Source organism: Jiangella asiatica, assembly GCF_004349065.1.
Lineage (GTDB): Bacteria > Actinomycetota > Actinomycetes > Jiangellales > Jiangellaceae > Jiangella > Jiangella asiatica.
Window position 1 is genome coordinate 49,986 of the sequence record NZ_SMKZ01000009.1, and the last position, 16,421, is coordinate 66,406.

General features: G+C 71.9%; 17 protein-coding genes. 5 read left to right on the plus strand and 12 right to left on the minus strand.

What is annotated here, in order from left to right; all coding sequences use genetic code 11:
• Position 1 precedes the first annotated feature (1 nt).
• Complete coding sequence (locus tag E1269_RS08580) at positions 2-2,323, minus strand: S8 family peptidase (protein ID WP_131893391.1); 2,322 nt, start codon at positions 2,321-2,323, stop codon at positions 2-4.
• 244 nt (positions 2,324-2,567) lie between these two features.
• On the opposite strand from E1269_RS08580, the gene E1269_RS08585 reads away from it, so the two are divergent.
• Both E1269_RS08585 and E1269_RS08590 read left to right on the plus strand, forming a co-directional pair.
• Positions 2,568-3,488 (plus strand): transketolase, encoded by a 921-nt coding sequence (locus tag E1269_RS08585; protein WP_131893393.1) that lies wholly within the window; start codon positions 2,568-2,570, stop codon positions 3,486-3,488.
• Positions 3,485-4,414: a transketolase family protein gene (locus E1269_RS08590; RefSeq protein ID WP_131893395.1), complete on the plus strand. Its 930-nt coding sequence runs from the start codon at positions 3,485-3,487 to the stop codon at positions 4,412-4,414. Before E1269_RS08585 ends, E1269_RS08590 begins: the two co-directional genes overlap by 4 nt.
• Positions 4,415-4,631: 217 nt before the next feature.
• Here E1269_RS08590 and E1269_RS08595 read toward each other — a convergent pair whose 3' ends face one another.
• Positions 4,632-5,855, minus strand: coding sequence for a CaiB/BaiF CoA transferase family protein (locus E1269_RS08595; protein ID WP_131893397.1), 1,224 nt, complete (start codon positions 5,853-5,855; stop codon positions 4,632-4,634).
• A gap of 98 nt (positions 5,856-5,953) precedes the next feature.
• Here E1269_RS08595 and E1269_RS08600 point away from each other — a divergent pair, with 98 nt between their 5' ends.
• The gene (locus E1269_RS08600; protein WP_131893399.1) at positions 5,954-6,286 is read left to right on the plus strand and encodes a DUF4286 family protein; all 333 of its coding nucleotides are present in this window, start codon (positions 5,954-5,956) and stop codon (positions 6,284-6,286) included.
• A gap of 8 nt (positions 6,287-6,294) precedes the next feature.
• Here the strand turns inward: E1269_RS08600 and E1269_RS08605 are convergent, their stop codons facing one another.
• From E1269_RS08605 to E1269_RS08625, 5 genes are all read right to left on the minus strand, one after another.
• Positions 6,295-6,639: a DUF4286 family protein gene (locus E1269_RS08605; RefSeq protein WP_131893401.1), complete on the minus strand. Its 345-nt coding sequence runs from the start codon at positions 6,637-6,639 to the stop codon at positions 6,295-6,297.
• A gap of 40 nt (positions 6,640-6,679) precedes the next feature.
• A complete protein-coding gene (locus E1269_RS08610) occupies positions 6,680-8,194 on the minus strand; it encodes a tripartite tricarboxylate transporter permease (protein ID WP_131893403.1) in 1,515 nt (504 codons plus the stop codon).
• A 1-nt stretch (position 8,195) separates the two neighbouring features.
• On the minus strand, positions 8,196-8,705 hold the full coding sequence (locus E1269_RS08615) for a tripartite tricarboxylate transporter TctB family protein (RefSeq protein ID WP_131893405.1): 510 nt from the start codon (positions 8,703-8,705) through the stop codon (positions 8,196-8,198).
• Positions 8,702-9,712 (minus strand): tripartite tricarboxylate transporter substrate binding protein, encoded by a 1,011-nt coding sequence (locus E1269_RS08620; protein WP_131893407.1) that lies wholly within the window; start codon positions 9,710-9,712, stop codon positions 8,702-8,704. The genes E1269_RS08615 and E1269_RS08620 overlap by 4 nt, the downstream gene beginning before the upstream one ends.
• An 84-nt stretch (positions 9,713-9,796) precedes the next feature.
• Positions 9,797-10,327: a MaoC family dehydratase gene (locus E1269_RS08625; protein ID WP_131893409.1), complete on the minus strand. Its 531-nt coding sequence runs from the start codon at positions 10,325-10,327 to the stop codon at positions 9,797-9,799.
• A 203-nt stretch (positions 10,328-10,530) separates the two neighbouring features.
• Here E1269_RS08625 and E1269_RS08630 point away from each other — a divergent pair, with 203 nt between their 5' ends.
• Both E1269_RS08630 and E1269_RS08635 read left to right on the plus strand, forming a co-directional pair.
• Complete coding sequence (locus E1269_RS08630) at positions 10,531-11,100, plus strand: carboxymuconolactone decarboxylase family protein (protein ID WP_131893411.1); 570 nt, start codon at positions 10,531-10,533, stop codon at positions 11,098-11,100.
• Positions 11,101-11,107: 7 nt separating this feature from the next.
• Complete coding sequence (locus E1269_RS08635) at positions 11,108-12,283, plus strand: MFS transporter (protein ID WP_131893413.1); 1,176 nt, start codon at positions 11,108-11,110, stop codon at positions 12,281-12,283.
• Positions 12,284-12,293: 10 nt separating this feature from the next.
• Here the strand turns inward: E1269_RS08635 and E1269_RS08640 are convergent, their stop codons facing one another.
• The 5 genes from E1269_RS08640 to E1269_RS08660 all read right to left on the minus strand — a co-directional run bounded on the left by E1269_RS08640 (position 12,294) and on the right by E1269_RS08660 (position 16,403).
• A complete protein-coding gene (locus tag E1269_RS08640; RefSeq protein WP_131893415.1) occupies positions 12,294-13,067 on the minus strand; it encodes an alpha/beta fold hydrolase in 774 nt (257 codons plus the stop codon).
• Positions 13,054-13,707, minus strand: a complete 654-nt coding sequence (locus E1269_RS08645; protein ID WP_131893417.1) for a cyclase family protein — start codon at positions 13,705-13,707, stop codon at positions 13,054-13,056. The genes E1269_RS08640 and E1269_RS08645 overlap by 14 nt, the downstream gene beginning before the upstream one ends.
• A 62-nt stretch (positions 13,708-13,769) precedes the next feature.
• The gene (locus E1269_RS08650) at positions 13,770-14,471 is read right to left on the minus strand and encodes an alpha/beta fold hydrolase (RefSeq protein ID WP_162606289.1); all 702 of its coding nucleotides are present in this window, start codon (positions 14,469-14,471) and stop codon (positions 13,770-13,772) included.
• The gene (locus E1269_RS08655) at positions 14,468-15,616 is read right to left on the minus strand and encodes a beta/alpha barrel domain-containing protein (RefSeq protein ID WP_131893421.1); all 1,149 of its coding nucleotides are present in this window, start codon (positions 15,614-15,616) and stop codon (positions 14,468-14,470) included. Before E1269_RS08655 ends, E1269_RS08650 begins: the two co-directional genes overlap by 4 nt.
• Position 15,617: 1 nt before the next feature.
• Positions 15,618-16,403: an enoyl-CoA hydratase/isomerase family protein gene (locus tag E1269_RS08660; RefSeq protein ID WP_203433194.1), complete on the minus strand. Its 786-nt coding sequence runs from the start codon at positions 16,401-16,403 to the stop codon at positions 15,618-15,620.
• Positions 16,404-16,421 lie beyond the last annotated feature (18 nt).

Here is a 16,421-nt window from a genome sequence, read left to right on the forward strand (position 1 = left end):
TTCAGTCCGTGCTGACGGTGATCGACACGTCGGGGTCGCCGGCGGCGGTGGTCTCCTGGTCGCTGCCGTCGAGGGCCACGGGGACGTCGAGGGTGAGCGGCGTGGCGGCGATCAGCTGCTCGTGGGCCTGCTCCACCGCCGCGTAGTGCTCGCCGACGAACGGCTCCACCTCGGGCCAGGGCCGCCAGCCCACGCTGTGCAGGTACGCCTCCTCGTCGAACCGCTCGTTGAGATCGGCACACCGGTCCAGGTCGTCACTATGGATCGTGACCGGCGGCAGCTCGCCAGGCTCGTCCATCGTCGCCCCGATGCCGAGGGAGAAGCCCAGCTCGACCTGGGGCGATTCGCCGTCGCCGCCGGTGTCGGAGACCAGCGCGGCCTCCACGGTGACGGGGATGTCCCAGCGGTACATCCGGCCGGCGGCTGAGGTGAAGCTGGGCACGATGGTGCACATCTCCCAGTGCACGCTGAGGTACCCCTCGTGCTCGCCTGCCCAGCGTGGCCGCGGCTGCATCCATCCGGTGGCCGACGCCGAGCCGTCGTCGTGCAGGAAGATCAGCCCGGCGATCTCGCCGAACTCGTACCCGTCCTGCCCGTACTCCGGGTTGTCGTACGCATAGTCCCGGGTGATGGAGGTGAGCGAGATGCCCTCGGTCATGGAGAGTTCGTCGACCGCCTCGATGTACGGCACGATCTCGTGGGACTCGTCGAAGCTGAGCTCGACCCTGTACGGGTAGACGGCGGCGAGGTCTTCGCCCTCGGGCGGCTCGAACTCGTCGGTCTCGATGATCCCGGCGCTGACCAACGCCGCGTACACGCTCAGCTGACCGTCGGCGCGGCGCCACTGCGGCAGCATCTCCCGGATCGCCTCAGGGCTGAGATCGGGCCGCTCCGCGAGGACGACCGCGATCAGGCCGCTGACCAGTGGCGCGGCGAACGACGTCCCGTCGGCCAGTGCGTAGCTGCCGCCGGCGTCGGCGATGAACAGGTCGACACCCGGGGCCAGCAGGTCGACGTCGGGACGGTTCGGCGTGCATTCCCAGACCTCGCGCGACGGCTCGTAGGCGCCGACGGAGACGACGGTCTCCAGCACCGCGGGCCACAGCTCCTCGTCCGGCGTTCCGTCGCAGCTCTCCGCCCCGCCGTTGTTGCCGGCACCGGCGACCACGACGACGCCGTTCTCCTCGGCGTAGTCGGTCGCGGCCTTCAGCCCGGTCGGGCAGCTCGTGATCACCAGGAATGAGCTGCACCCGAGCACCTGCGAGACGTTGATGATGTCGGCACCGGCGTCGACGGCGTGGACGATCGCCTCGTGCAGGTCGTCCTCCCTCGATTCGCCCATGTTGATCGGGTAGACCGTGGCGCCGGGGGCGATGCCCGGGACGGCGCCGGCCGGCTGGCCGACCATGAGCGAGGCCACCCCCGTCGCGTGCACGCCGGGATCGACGAGCCCGTCGCCGTCGCCTCCGACGTGGTAGCCGTCCTCGACCGCACCGGCGAGCGAGGGGTGGCTCGCGTCGACGCCGCTCTGCTCGATGGTCGCGATCACGACGCCGTCCCCGGGCGGGTCGCCGGGCAGCTGGTCGTACCCCATCTCCTCGACTTGCCAGGTCCCGCGTGCCAGGTATTCGTCGTAGAGGTCGCCCTCGTCCTCGCCGTCGCCGCCGCCGTCGCCGGTCGCGTCGGCCGGCAGGTTCAGGCTCGCCGAGATGACGCCGGTGCCTGGCTGCTGCGCCTCCTCAATGACGCGCTGCGCCTCCTCCAGCGACTCGACCGGCACGACCTCCGTCAGGGGCGGCGCGTCGGGGTCGTACGGCGCGTCCTCGTCGAGGTTCCAGCCGTAGACGAGCAGGACCTCGAGGTTCTGCTCGTCGATCTCGGCCGGCTCGGAGTCGGGTTCGGGCAGGTCGACGGCGACGGTGGCCGGCTCGGAGTAGGTGCCGTCCTCCGTCACCGCGCTCACCGTGGTCTCGCCGTCGAGATCCAGCCCACCGGCCATCAGGCTGAGCGAGCACGTGCCCTCGGCGCAGATGTCCGCCGGCACGTCGGTCCCGCTCGCGCTGACGTCCTCCCCGTCCTCGCCCCCGGAGCCGGACGCCGAGCTGATCCGGTACGCGACGGCGCCGTCCACCGCCTCCCACTCCAGCCGCGGCACGCCGTCGACCACCTCGGCGGTCACGGACGGGACCGCGATCGACGGGTCCGGCCCGGGCGGGTCGTCGCGGTCGTCGCCGTCGTCGCCGGTGCACGCGGCCAGCACGATCACCGCCGCGGCCACGAAGGCCGCCCGGCAGCGGATGGGTTGGATATCGGACAGGTTCACCGCAGACTCCCCTGGCAGAACGAACGCGTCACGAGGGTATCGAGGCAACCTGAGAAGGATCGCACCGCCTGTGCGAACCCCTCGGGAGACGGCGCCGGCTGCACGGCGCCTCGCCTATCGCCCGCGATCCAAGCCATCGCAATCCCGCTCAGTGGACGCAATGCCCATCTGGTGATAAATTTATATCGTGCCGGGTGCCGCATCATCCGGCCGCGAGCCCTGCACAACCGACCGAAGGGCATCCATGCCAGCCAAGCGCACGGACGTGTCGCATCGGACCCTCCGCGAGCTCGCCGACCACGGACGCTGGCTCGCCGTCAGCACCGTCACGCAGAGCAAGGCCGGCCACATCGGCGGTCCGCTCTCGGCCATGGACCTGCTGGTCACGCTGTTCTTCGACGAGCTGCGCATCCGCCCGGAGGAGCCGGACTGGCCCGAGCGCGACCGCTTCATCCTGTCCAAAGGCCACTCGGCCATCGGGCTCTACGCCGTCATGGCGCTGCGCGGCTACTTCCCCGTCGAGGAGGTCGCGACGTTCGACAAGGGCGACTCGCGGCTGCAAGGGCACCCGGACATGACTCGGCTGCCCGGTCTGGACGCGTCCACCGGCTCCCTGGGTCAGGGGCTCTCCGTCGGCCTCGGCATGGCGCTCGGCGCTCGCCTGGCCGGCCGTGACCCGCGCACCTGGGTGCTGCTGGGCGACGGCGAGGTGCAGGAGGGCATGGTATGGGAGGCGGTGCACACCGCCGCGCGCTACCGCCTGGGCAACCTCATCGCCGTCGTCGACTGCAACGGACTGCAGCAGTACGGCTGGCCGGCCGGCACCGACGACCGCGGCGACCGGCGCGACCCGTGGGCGGGCATCGCGCTCGGGCCGGTGTTCGACGCGTTCGGCTGGCGGGTGCACGAGTTCGACGGACACGACTACGACGCCATCGGCGCTGCCTTCGCGTTCGCGCGCGACGGCGCCGCGGGCCAGCGGCCAACTGTCCTGCTGGCCCGGACGACGAAGGGCCGCGGGCTCTCCTTCGCGGAGGGCCGGCACGTCTGGCACACCGGCAACGCCACGCCCGATCAGCTGGCGCGGGCCCGCACCGAGCTCGGCATCGACGACAGCATCGACGACAGCATCCGCGAAGGCATCGACGACGGGGGCGCGGCGTGAAGGCCATGCGTGAGGTGTGGGGGCGCACCCTGACCGAGGTCGGGCAGACCGACCCGCGGGTGGTCCTGCTCGACGGCGACCTCGCCAACTCCACCAAGGCCGACATCTTCGCAGAGGGCCTGCCGGACCGGTTCCTCCAGCTGGGCATCGCCGAGCAGAACCTCGTCGGCACCGCCGCCGGCCTGTCCACCATGGGCTACGTCCCGTGGCTCTCGTCGTTCACGGTCTTCTTCACCCATCGTGCGCTCGACCCGATCCGCATGCTGGTGGCGCAGACCGGCGCCAATGTCAAGATCGCCGCCGCGTATTCGGGCCTGCTCACCGGGCTGACCGGCAAGACCCACCAGGACGTGCAGGACCTCGCGATCATGCGAGCCATGCCCGGCATGGTGGTGCTGGCGCCCGGCGACGCGGCCGAGTGTGCCGCGATGGTGCGGTGGGCCACCGACCACGACGGCCCCGTCTACCTGCGGCTGGCCCGCGATCCGGCACCGGAGCTCGGCATGGTGCCGGCCGACGACTACACCGACGGCGCCGTGCACGTGGTGCGGCCGGGCCGGCGGGTGGTGCTGGTGTCGACCGGTGTCCAGACGGTGCGCGTCCTGGAGGCGGCCGACCTGCTGGCGGCGTCGGGCGTCGATGCCGGCGTCGTGCACGTGCCGTGTCTCAAGCCGCTGGACGACCGTCGGCTGCTGGACGCGGTGGGTGCCGCGTCGCTGGTGGTCACGGTCGAGGAGCACACCGTGCTGGGCGGTCTCGGCGGGCTGGTGGCCGAGGTGCTCGGCGAGCACGGCACGGGCGCCCGCGTCCACCGCGTCGGCCTGCGTGACGTGTGGGGCGAGTCCGCGCCGAACGACTTCCTGCTGGACCGGTACGGCCTGTCCGGTCCGCGGGTGGCCGAGGCGGTCCGCGCCGCGCTGGCCTGATCGCCCCGATGCCCGGCGCAACCCCCGCTTCACGCTGCGGCGGCGGAGTCCCCGAAATGATCACGTTCAGCAGGATCACCCGTGCATCACGAGGCTCGCAACCATGGTGCGACACGAGATTTCGTGCTGAACGTGATCATTTCGGGGACAGCATCTGCGTTCCTGGCGAAGCGGGCGCGCTCATACTCAACTGTGGTCGTTCGCGAGCCCTCGGGGGTCACTCCTCCTTGGTCTCGGCGACGACGCCGTCGGCCAGCAGGGCCGCGATCCGTTCCTCGGGGTGACCGAGGGCGCGCAGGATCTCCCGGGTGTGTCCGCCGAACGTCGGAGGGACGCTGCGCGTCGGCGCCCGCTGGCCGTCCCACTGGATGGGCAGCGCGACGTCCTGGTAGCCGTCGATCTCCTGGTGCTCGACGGCGCGCAGCATCCGCAGGTGCTCGACCTGCGGATCGACCACCACCTCGTCGACGGTGCGGATCGGCGCGCACGGGACGCCGGCCTCCTGCAGCAAGCTCACCCAGTGCGCCGGCGGCGCGGTCCGGAACGTCTCGCTGAGCGCCTCCACCAGCGCGAACCGGTTGCGCACGCGGTTCGGGTTGCCCTCGAAGCGCGGGTCGTCGAGCAGGTCGGTGCGGCCGATGGCGTGGCACATCTTGGACCACAGGACGTCGTTGCCCGCGGCGACCATGACGTACCCGTCGGAGGTGGGGAACGCCTCGTACGGCGCGTTCATCGAGGTGCCCGAGCCGTGCGGGCCGGGGACCTGTCCGGTGCCGAGGTAGGCCATGATCTGGTACGGGATCCAGGCGACGGCGGTCTCGAGCAGCGACGTCTGCACGAGCTGTCCTTCGCCGGTCCGCTCGCGGTTCATGAGCGCGCTGAGCACGGCGATGGCGCCCCACAGGCCGGTGCCCATGTCGTTGATCGACGTCCCGACGCGGATCGGCGGCCGTGGCGGCGCGCCCGGCTCCGGCCGTTCGCCGGTGAGGCTCATGAGCCCGGCGAACGCCTGGATCAGCGGGTCGTACCCGGGCAGCCGGGCCAGCGGGCCGGTGTCGCCGAACGCCGTCATCGACAGGTAGATCAGCCGCGGGTTGATCCGCCGCGCGGCCTCCCAGCCGAAGCCCAGCGCGTCCAGCGCCCCGGAGCGCAGGTTGTGCGCGAGCACGTCGGCGGTGCCGATCAGCTCGGTGAAGATCTCCTTGCCGGCGGGGGAACGAAGGTCCAGCGCGATGCTGCGCTTGTTGCGGTTGAGGGCCAGGAACGTGCAGCCGTAGTCGCCCCAGGCCGGTGGCGACCACGACCGGGCGTCGTCGCCGCCGACCGGCTTCTCCACCTTGATCACGTCGGCGCCGAGGTCGGCGAGGATCATGGTGCAGAAGGGTCCGGCGGCGCTCTGGGTGACGTCGACGACGCGGAGACCACTCAAGGGCCCGTTCATGATCGTTCCTCCTGGATCGGCGCCTGACCCTGAGGTAGTCTCGTCAAGTAGACAAGACGTCCACTGGGCGGACGGCTTGGGTCGGTCGGGGAGAGGCGATGACGCGACAGCGACGGGCCGGACTGCTGCTGGTGATGATGGAGCCCGAGCCTGGTCACGAGAACGATCTCAACCGCTGGTACGACGAGGAGCACCTCGCCGAGCGGCTGGCGGTGCCCGGCATCACCAGCGCCCGGCGGTTCCGGGCGCTCCAGGGCGGGCCGAGGTATCTCGCGCTCTACGACCTGGACGGGCCGGACGTGGTGGCGAGCCCGGCCTACTTGGAGCGCAAGCGCCACCCGACGCCGTGGACCCGCCGGGTCGAGGCGCACGTGACGATCGTCCGCAACGTCTATGTGGAGATCACCGCGGTGCCGGCGGGCGAGGGCTGAGCGCACCGTCACGGGCGCTGTGCCACGGGTGGCTCGGGCGCCGGCGGCGGGGTGATCTCCACGTAGACGTTGCGCAGCGACGAGACGAAGTGCCGGCTGATCCGCGTCGTCCACGTGCTGGGCGGCTCGATCCGCTTGTACGCCTCGTCCTCCAGCACCGCCGCGCTCTCCAGCTCGTAGATGGCCAGGTACTTCGGCGAGCCCTCGACGGCGACGAAGCGACGGGCGTTCAGGAACCCGGCGCAGTGCAGGCGCTCGGGCAGGTGCTCCTCGTCGTACCAGCGGTTGAACTCCTCCTCGTGCTCGGGCTCGATGTCGATCATCACGAGCAGCAGGCCGCGTGCCTCGGTCACCAGCGTCTCCTCACTCCGTCGAAACCGCGTCGGTCGTCGCTCAGTCGTCGATCAGTTGTCGCTCGGCACCGGAGCGCGGGCCGCGCAGCCGGGCCACGATCGTCGGCACCAGCAGGATCGCCACGGACAGCGCGAGCAGCGCCAGGGCGATCGGGCGGTGCAGGAAGATGCCGAAGTCGCCGCTGCCCATCGACGAGGTCTGGTTCAGCGACTGCTCCAGCATCGGCCCCAGGATCAGGCCGAGGATCACCGGTGCCGGTGGGAAGTCGTAGCGCTTGAGGAAGTAGCCGACGAGCGCGGCGCCGACGGCCACCCAGGCGCCCCACATCCGGTTCTCCAGCGCGTACGCGCCGAGCAGGCTCGCGGAGAGGATGACGGGGTAGAGCACGGCGTAGCGGACCCGCAGCATCGACGCGAAGATCGGCGCCATCGGCAGGTTGAGGATCAGCAGCAGCACGTTGCCGACGTAGAACGAGGCCATCAGGCCCCACACCAGGTCCGGCTCCTTGTCCATCAGCAGCGGGCCGGGCTGGATGCCGAACAGCAGGAACGCGCCGAGCAGCACGGCCGTCGTCCCCGAGCCCGGGATGCCGAGCGTCAGCGTCGGGACGAACGCGCCGTTGACCGCGGCGTTGTTGGCCGCCTCCGGTCCGGCGACGCCTTCGATGGCGCCCTTGCCGAACTCGTGCTTGCGCTTGGACACCCGCTTCTCGACGTCGTAGGTCACGAACGAGGCGATCGTCGCCCCGGCACCGGGCAGTGTGCCGAGGAAGAACCCGAGCACGGTGCCGCGGCCGATGGGCGCCCGCGAGCGGTGCAGGTCGTCGCGGGTGAGCAGCAGGTCGCGGAAGCGCGCCCGGATCGGGTCCGCCGGCGTCGCGCGCGCCTGCGACATCACCTCCGCGATGGCGAACAGGCCGATCACGACCGGAACGAACTGGATGCCGCCGAGCACTTCGACGCTGCCGAACGTGAACCGCTGCACGGCGGTCTGTGGGTCGAAGCCGATGGTGGCCACGGCGACACCCAGCGCGCCCATGGCCAGGCCTTTGAGCATCTGGATGCCGCGGGACAGCCCGACGACGCCGACCAGGCCCACCACCACGAGGCCCACCATCTCCGGCGGCCCGAAGTCGACCGCGATGCCGGCGAAGACCGGCGCGAGCGCCATCAGCAGCACGATGGTCAGCGTGCCGGCGACGAACGAGGCGATCGCCGCGATGGCCAGCGCCTGTCCGGCCCGGCCCTGCCGCGCCATCTGGTAGCCGTCGAACGTGCTCACGACGGTGGACGCCTCGCCGGGTGACGACACCAGGACGGAGCTGATGGTGCCGCCGTACTGGGTGCCGTAGTACAGGCCGGCGAGCATGATGAGCGCGGTCACCGGCTCCAGCCCGAGAGTCAGCGGCATGAGCAGCGCGACGCCGGTGGCCGAGCCGAGTCCCGGCAGCAGCCCGATGACGGTGCCGAGGATGACTCCGACGGCGCAGAACAGCAGGTTGTGCAGCGACAGCGCGGTCTGGAAGCCGCCGATCACGGGGTCGAGCGCGTCCACGTCAGCCTCCCAGCAGGACGCCGACGGGTAGCGGGACGGCCAGCAGCCGGATGAAGATCAGCCACGAAAGGACGAGGATGGCGAGGGTCGCCGCGGCCGCCACCCACACCCGCAGCCTCTCCACCAGGAGCATCAGCGCGAACGACATCGCGCCCAGCGCCAGCAGCAGGCCGATGAACGCAGTGGCGAGGAGTACGGCGACAACGCTGCCGAAGACGACCCACGGCCGGGCGGCGCGATCCGCCGCCGCATCCCCGCCGGCGGCCCCCGGCGACGGCGAACCGTCCGGCGACGGCGACGGCGACCGACCTGCCGCCGCGACGGGTGCGACCCCGGCGACGGCCAGCGCCGCGCCGAGGCCGACCAGCGCGAGCCCGGCCAGCAGGGGCATGAGGCCCGGGCCCATGCGCCCGTCGTGGACGACGCCGTAGCGCTGGCCGCCGACGCAGAACCCGATGCCGAGCGCGCCCAGCACCAGCCCGGGCAGCCGGGCCTCGACCGTCGTCCTCATCGGCCGAGCACTTCCCGGATCAGCGCCTCCTGGTCGGCCAGGTACTGCTCGAAGTCGTCGCCGCGCTGGAAGGCCGGCAGGGCGAGCGAGGTCTCGAGGTACTCCTCGTACGCGGGGGTCTCGGTCCACTGCTCCAGGCAGTCGGCGTAGAACGTGACGGCCTCCTCCGGCATGCCCGGCGGGCCGATGAGCCCGCGCCACTGGCCGAAGGTGACGTCGAAGCCCTGCTCGACGGCGGTGGGCACGGGCGCCATCGGGCCGTCCTGGTAGCGCTCCTCGGCGAAGACCGCGAGGGCCCGGGCGGTGCCGGCCTCGACCTGACCGACGATGTCGCCGGCGCCGCCGAGGACCGCGTCGACGTCGTTGCCGAGGATGGCCGCCGTCGTCTCGCCGCCGTTGTTGAACACGACGGACTCGAACTCGATTCCGGCCTGCTCCTCGAGCAGTCCGCGGATGATGTTGTCCGGGCCGGACACGCCGACCACGCCGACGGTGACCTTGCGGGTCTTCGCCTCGTCGACGAGGTCCTGCAGCGACGTGATCGGTGATGCGGCCGGCACCACCAGGCTGACGGTGTCGTTGGCGATCCGGGCGATCGGGGTGTAGTTCTCCCACGTGAAGGGGGTGTCGACGAACAGCGGCAGCGTGGTGAGCTCGGTGGTGGACGCCATGATCATGTCGCTCTTGCCCTGCTGCTGCATAAAGTACGTGTAGCCGACCACGCCGCTGCCGCCCTCGCGGTACTCGACGTTGCCGGTGACGCCGTCGGCGCACTGCTCGATGCCGGCGAGCATGGCGCGCGCGACCTTGTCGGTGCCGCCGCCGGCTCCGAACGCCGCGACCATCGTGAGCGGGCCCTGGGGCGTCCAGTCCGAGCTCTCGGAGGCGTCGTCACCGCCCCCGTCGCCGGAGATGCCCTCGACGCCGCAACTGGTGATCGCGAGGACGGATGTCAGCAGGAACGCCATCCCGGCTCTCAGCCGGAGACTCGGCCGATGCGTCGTCATTGACCCACTCCTTGTCTGGACGGTGCGGTGCTCACTCGGTGCTCAGCGGACGTCTTGTTCCTCTCGTGAGCTGTACGGCCGAGCTCAGCGCCCGGGCGTCGGCGCGCCCGGCACAGGGGCGCCGTCGGCGGCGGGCTTGAAGCGGGGGGAGCCCTCGCGGGTGTAGATCATCGCGGCCCGCCTGTAGGTGATGACGGTGGTGTCGTCCTGCTTGTAGCCCCGCGTGCTGACCTCGACGATCCCGGCGTAGGGGCGGCTCTTGGACGGCCGCTTGCCGATGATCGTCGACTCGGCGAAGAGCGTGTCGCCGACGAAGACCGGTGCCGGCAGGCGGACCTCGTCGAAGCCCAGGTTGGCCACGGCGTTCTCGCTGATGTCGGCGACGGTGAGGCCGTTGATGATCGCGAGGGTGAGGCCGCTGTTGAACAGGTAGGTGCCGAACTCGGTCTTCTTCGAGTACTCGATGTTGATGTGGTTCATGTTGGTGTTGCAGGTCAGCAACGTGAACCAGATGTTCTCGGCCTCGGTGACCGTGCGGCCGACCGGGTGCTTGTGCACGTCGCCGACCTCGAAGTCCTCGAAGAAGTTCCCGACCCATCCGTACTTGACGCTCATCGCCTGATCCCGTCCCTCGACTCGGCCGAACGCTCACGTAACGCGGCAATGTCCTGCTGAATGGACAGACAGTCCAGCACGCGGACAACGTCGATGTCCAGAGTTTTGCAAGATCAATGTCCGTGCGATGGACTATCTGCCCGTTCTACGGGATCATCGGGCGAGGTGAGTCGAGGGGGTTCCCCGACCGAGAGGGAGAGTCGATGGCGCGCGTCCCGTACCTGTCCGAAGCGGACCTGGCCCCGGCCGACCGGGACATGATGGCCCGGCCGATCAACCTGTTCCGGGCGCTGGCCAACTCGCCCGGCGGCATGCGCCGGCACTACGAGTTCGGCGAGTGGATCCGCTGGGAGTGCGAGCTGGACCCCCGGCTGCGCGAGCTGGCGATCCTGCACGTCGGCTACCTCACGGCCAACGCCTACGAGTTCAGTCACCACGTCGAGATCGGACGGCGCTTCGGCGTCACCGACGCCGACGTCGACGGACTGGCACGCTTCGCCGCCGGTGAGCCGAGCGGCCTGAGCGAGCTGGAGGACCTCGTGCTCGCGGCCGCCCGCGAGCTGACCGAGGACGCCGGCCTCGCACCGTCCACGTGGGCGGCGCTGTGCGAGCGGCTGCCGGCCCCGAGGGTCACGGAGCTGGTCATCGTCGTCGCCTTCTACAACTACGTGGTGCGCGTGCTGAGCGGCCTGGACATCGACGTGGAGGACGAGTACCTGCCGTACCTCGACCGGTTCCCGCTGCCGGACACCCGGTCCGGCGCGCCGAGCTGACGCGCGCGTGAGCGGCCGCCGCGCGCTCGCGCTCGCGCTCCTGTCCACCGGCTACGGCGGCATGCCGGTCTGGCTCGCAGCCGGCTTCGCGCCGCAGCTCACCGCCGAGCTCGGGTTCGACGACGTCGGGCTCGGCGCGGCGGTCGGGCTGTACTTCGCCTTCTCCGCCCTCATCGCGGTACCCGCCGGCCGCCTGGTCGAGCGGGTCGGCTGGACCACCGGGGTCTGCCTGACCACGGGGATGAGCGCCGCCGGGCTGGCCGGCATCGTGGTGTTCGCCGACTCCTGGGCGACGCTCGCCTGCTGTCTGCTGGTCGGCGCGTTGGCGAACGGCACCTCGCAGCCGGCGGCCAACCTGGGCATCGCCAGTGTCATCCCGCTGCGCCGGCAGGGCATGGCCTTCGGCGTCAAACAGGCGGCGATGCCGGCGACGACGCTGCTCGTCGGCCTCGCGCTGCCGGTGTTCGACGGCGGGAGCTGGCGGGGCGCGTTCGCCGTCGCCGCCGGCGTCGCGGTCCTCGTGTGCCTCTGGGCGCTGACGCTGACGACGGCGCAGCGGCGCGCCCGGCCGTACCCTGCGCCGGACGACCTCCCGGCCGCGGCGCGGCCCGGCCGGCGCCGCCCGATGCGGCCGGTGGTGGTGCTGGCGGCGGCGGCAACCCTGGCGGTCGCGGCCGCCACCAGCCTGGGCGGGTTCTTCGTCGTGTTCGGCGTGGACCGAGGACTGACGCCGGCGCAGGCGGGGCACCTGCTCGCCCTCTGCAGCGTCGTCGGCGTGACGTCGCGGCTGCTCGTCGGCTACCTCGCCGACCGGCGCGGACGCCGGCACCTGGTGTCGGTGGCGGCGATGATGGTCGCCGGCTCCGGCGGCCTGGCGTTGCTGGCACTCGACGCCGGCATCGGGCCGCTGGTGCTCGGCGGTCTGCTCGGGTTCGGCTTGGGGTGGTCGTGGAACGGCCTGTTCGCGTTCGCCGTCGTGCTCAACAGCCAGGGGTCGCCGGCGCTGGCCACCGGCATCGTGCAGGCCGGCATGGGCACCGGCGCCGCGGCCGGGCCGCTGGCCTTCGGCCTGGCGATCGAGGCGTGGTCGTACTCCGTGGCGTGGCTCGGGACGGCGGTGCTGCTGCTGGCCGCGGCCGCCGCCGTCGTCGTCGCACGACGGATGATCGCCCGGCACCGCTGAGCCGCGGGCGTCATGGCAGCGAGCGCAGGAAGTCCCCCAGGAGCGGCACGAACAGGTCCGGGCGCTCCAGCGGCCCCATGTGCGGGGCGCCGGGCATGATGTGCAGGCGGGCGCCGGGGATCGCGTCGGCCAACTCCCGCGACATCGCCGGTGGGGTGGCGACGTCCGCGTCGCCGGTCGTGACCAGCGTCGGCACCCGCACCGAGCGCAGCCGGTCGAACGTGTTGTGCTCGGCGATGGCCCGGAACGTGGCCGCCCAGCCGCCGACGTCGTCGGCCAGCAGGCGCTCCCGGACCCGCGTCACCATCGGCGCGTCCATGAAGCCGGCGGTGAACCAGCGGTCGATCGCCGCAACGGTGACGGCCGCCATGCCGCCGCGCTCCGCCGTCGTAGCCCGGCCGAGGAAGATCTCACGCTCGGCCGGGGAGGTGGTGCACGACGTGCCGGACAGCACGAGTGAGCGCACGTCGCCGGGATGGTCCAGCACGAGGGCCTGCGCGACGAGCCCGCCGAAGGACTGGCCGACCAGGTGCACCGGCCCGACGCGAAGCGAGTCCAGCAGCAGGTGGACGTCGTCGGCGATGTCGGACATGCGCCACGGCGACCCGGTGTGCGGCGAGCGGCCGTGCCCGCGCAGGTCCACCCGGACCACGCGGTACTCCGGGGCCAGCGCTCCGGCGACGGCCTCCCAGAACGTCAGGTCCAGCCCGACCGAGTGCAGCAGCAGGACCGGCTCGCCGTCGCCGTCGACCCGGTGGTGCAGGGTGCGGTCAGGCTGGGACATCGAGCACCATCCGGACGTGGCCGGCGTCTCCGCCCCGGACGATCAGCGGGAACGCGCTCACGTGCACCCGCCTCCCGGCCGCGGGCGCCAGGCTGGCCAGGTTCTCGGCGATGAGGATCTCGCGACCCAGCAGGGTGTGGTGCACCGGGAAGCCGAACCCCTCCGGGCGGCGCGGCAGCGGCAGATCCGGTGTCACGACGTCGACGCCGACCAGCCCGACGCCGCGCTCCACCAGCCACTCGGCGAGGTCCGGGTGCAGGCTGGGGTGGTCGTGGTAGTCGTCGGTGCCGAACTTGGCCGCCCAGCCGGTGTCCAGCAGCAGCATGTCGCCGTCCCGGAGCTCCGGCCCGCCGTCCAGGACGTCCTGGACGCCGATGGTCTCGCCCGGCGCGCGCCGCACGGAGACCACCACGCCCGGGCCTGTGAAGCGCTCCAGCGGAATCTGGTCGATCGTCTTCGCGCCCGGCAGCACGTGCGACGGCGCGTCGATGTGCGTGCCGGCGTGTGACGGGATGGTCAGCTGCGTGACCTCGACCGGCTCGCCGTCGGCCAGCCGGCGCAGCGGCGTGATCGACACGTCGGGCAGGGTCAGCGCCTTCGGCATGCCGCCGTACAGCGGCTGGGTCACGTCGACGAGCATCGGTGCCGGCTCCTTGCGGTGAGAGGGACGGGGACGGGGGCGCGGCCAGGTCTCAGCCTGTCTCAGCCGACCCGGGCCAGGTGTTCCATGACGGTCGCGCGGAACGCCGCTGGTTCCTCCAGCATGGCCAGGTGCGGCCCGTCGACCTGGACCAGCCGCGCGTCCGGCAGCCCGGCGGCCAGCGCGGCCACCACGTCCGGCGGCGTCGACACGTCGTACCGGCCGGCCACGCAGGTGGTCGGCACGGTGATCTCGGCCAGCCGATCGGTGACGTCGTGGCCGGCGAGGGCCCGCCAGACGGCGGCGAGCGCCGTCGTGTCGATGGTCTCCAGACAGGACCGGGCGTAGGCGACGGGCTCGGCGGGCTCACCGCTCAGCGCGGCGGCGGTGAACCACCGTCGCATGGTGGTCCGGATGGTCTCGGCGCGCGGATCGGCTTCGGTGGCCGCGGCCCGGTCCAGCAGGACCTGGGTGGGTGTGCCGGCGGTGGTGCAGGCCAGCACGAGTGAGCGGACGAGGTCCGGGTGCGCCAGCGCCAGCTGCTGCGCGACCATCCCGCCCATGGACAGCCCGACGACGTGCGCCGGCTCCGGTAGCCAGCCGGCCACCTCGTCGACCATGTCGGCGAGGCTGAGGTCCGGACGGGGCCGGCCGCGCCGGCCGTGCCCGGGCAGCGTCGGGCCGAGGACCGTCGCGGGCAGGTCCAGGTAGCGGGCGGACCGGCCGTCCAGGCCGGCCGAGTGCAGCAGGAGGACGGGCGTCACGGCAGCCGGTCCCGGGCCGGCGAGACGATGGGCTCCGGCCACGGTGACATCGCGCCGCGGTGGGCCTCGGGACCGAGTCGGAAGTGCTGCGCCTGGTCGAGCGTCTCGATGAACGGCAGGTCCATCGGGTAGAGGCGCTCCCCCCGGGGCCGGCCGCCGGCCTTGGAGACGTGACCGTACAGGCGGTGGCCGACGATCCGTTCGGCGAGCACGACGGTCTCGATCAGCGCGTCGAGGTCGACGCCGGTGTCGTAGCCGAGCTCCTCGAGCAGGTACACGAGGTCCTCGGTCGGCATCAGGGTCGCGGCGCGGCCGTTGCCGCAGTACGGGCAGCCGGCCATCCCGCCGATGCTGGCGTCGAGCATGAGCGTGTGCCGCTGGTCGAGCGTTCGCAGCGCGGAGTAGACGGAGATCGGCGCGACGCCCCGGGTGTTGTGCAGGTGCAGGTGGAACGTGCGGACCGACGGCCAGCGCCGCAACATCGCCTTCAGGTCCTGTTCGACCTGGTCCGGCAGGTGCCAGCCCATCGGGTCGGCCAGCAACACCCGCGTGACCTCCACGCCGGCGTCCTCCCAGAGCCGGACCTGCTGGTCCAGCAGCTCCATGCGCCGCTCGTGGGTGAACTCGCCCAGCCAGTTGGAGCCCCAGGTCGCGCCCAGCCCGACCTGCGCCCGCGTCGCCCCGTCCGCGACGGCCCGCTCGACGGTCGCCGGCCAGGACGCGATCTCCTGCTCCTGCGACCGGTTGGTGTTGCGGCGCGCGAACACGTCGCAGACGTGCGCGGACGTGGCCGGCAGCGTGCCGTCCAGGGAGAGGGGCGGTACATGCTGGGCGCGGCGCTCGACCCCCTTCGCGTTGAGTGCCAGCGCCGTGTAGACGACACCGTCGCGCGGGGTGAAGCCGGCGACGACCTGGTCGATGTGAGCCATCTGAGGCGTCCACTTCGGGCTGACGAAGCTGCCGACGACGATGCGGCGCAGTCCGGTGCCGGACAGTGCGTCCAGCAGCTCGATCCGGTCCGCCACCGAGATGGCGGCGTCCTCGATCTGCAACCCTTCGCGCATGCCCTCCTCGACGATGACGACGCTCGGCCAGCCGGCCGGGCCGGCGGCCGCGTCGGGGAGCGTCGCAGCTGGCTCGCTCATCTCAGCGACCCTTCCACTCGGGCGTCCGCTGCTCCAGGAAGGCCCGGACGCCTTCCGCGCGGTCCTCGCTCAGGTACGGGTTCGGGCCGGCGTTCAGCCGCAGCGCCGCGTGCACCGACAGCTCCCACCCCTTGGTGGCCATCTCCTTGCAGCGGCGCAGGGTGAGCGGGGCGTTGGCGACGATGGAGCGCACCAGCTTCTCGCTCTCCGCGGCCAGCTCGGCGGCCGGCACCACCCGGTTGTAGAGACCCCACCGCAGCGCCTCGTCGGCCGGGATCGGGTCGCCGGTGTACAGCATCTCGAGAGCGACCGCGCGGGGGAGCAGCCGCGGCAGGAGCACGGTGGCGAAGTTGGCGCCCATGCCTCGCTTGGCCTCAGGCATGCCCATGAAGGAGTGGTCCGCGGCGATGCGCAGGTCGCAGGCAAGCGCCAACTCGCAGCCGCCGGCGACCGCCGGGCCGTTGAGGATCGCGATGGTCGGCTTGTACGTCTCGAGCACGACCTCGTAGAGGTTGCGTCCCGCGCCGGTCATGGGCACCGGGATCTGCCGGCCCTGGCGAGCCAGCTCGTCGAACTCCTTGAGGTCGCCGCCGGCGCAGAACGCGCGGTCGCCGGCTCCGGTCAGCGCCACCGCCCACACGTCGGGGTCCTGGTCCGCGGTGCTGAACGCGTCGACGAGCGCCGTCATCACCGACTGGCTCAGCGCGTTGCGTCGCTCCGGGCGGTTGATGGTCACGTACATCACGCGCTCGCGGACCTCGACGAGCACGTCCTGTTCTGGAGTCACGGGAGCGGGCCTCCTTCC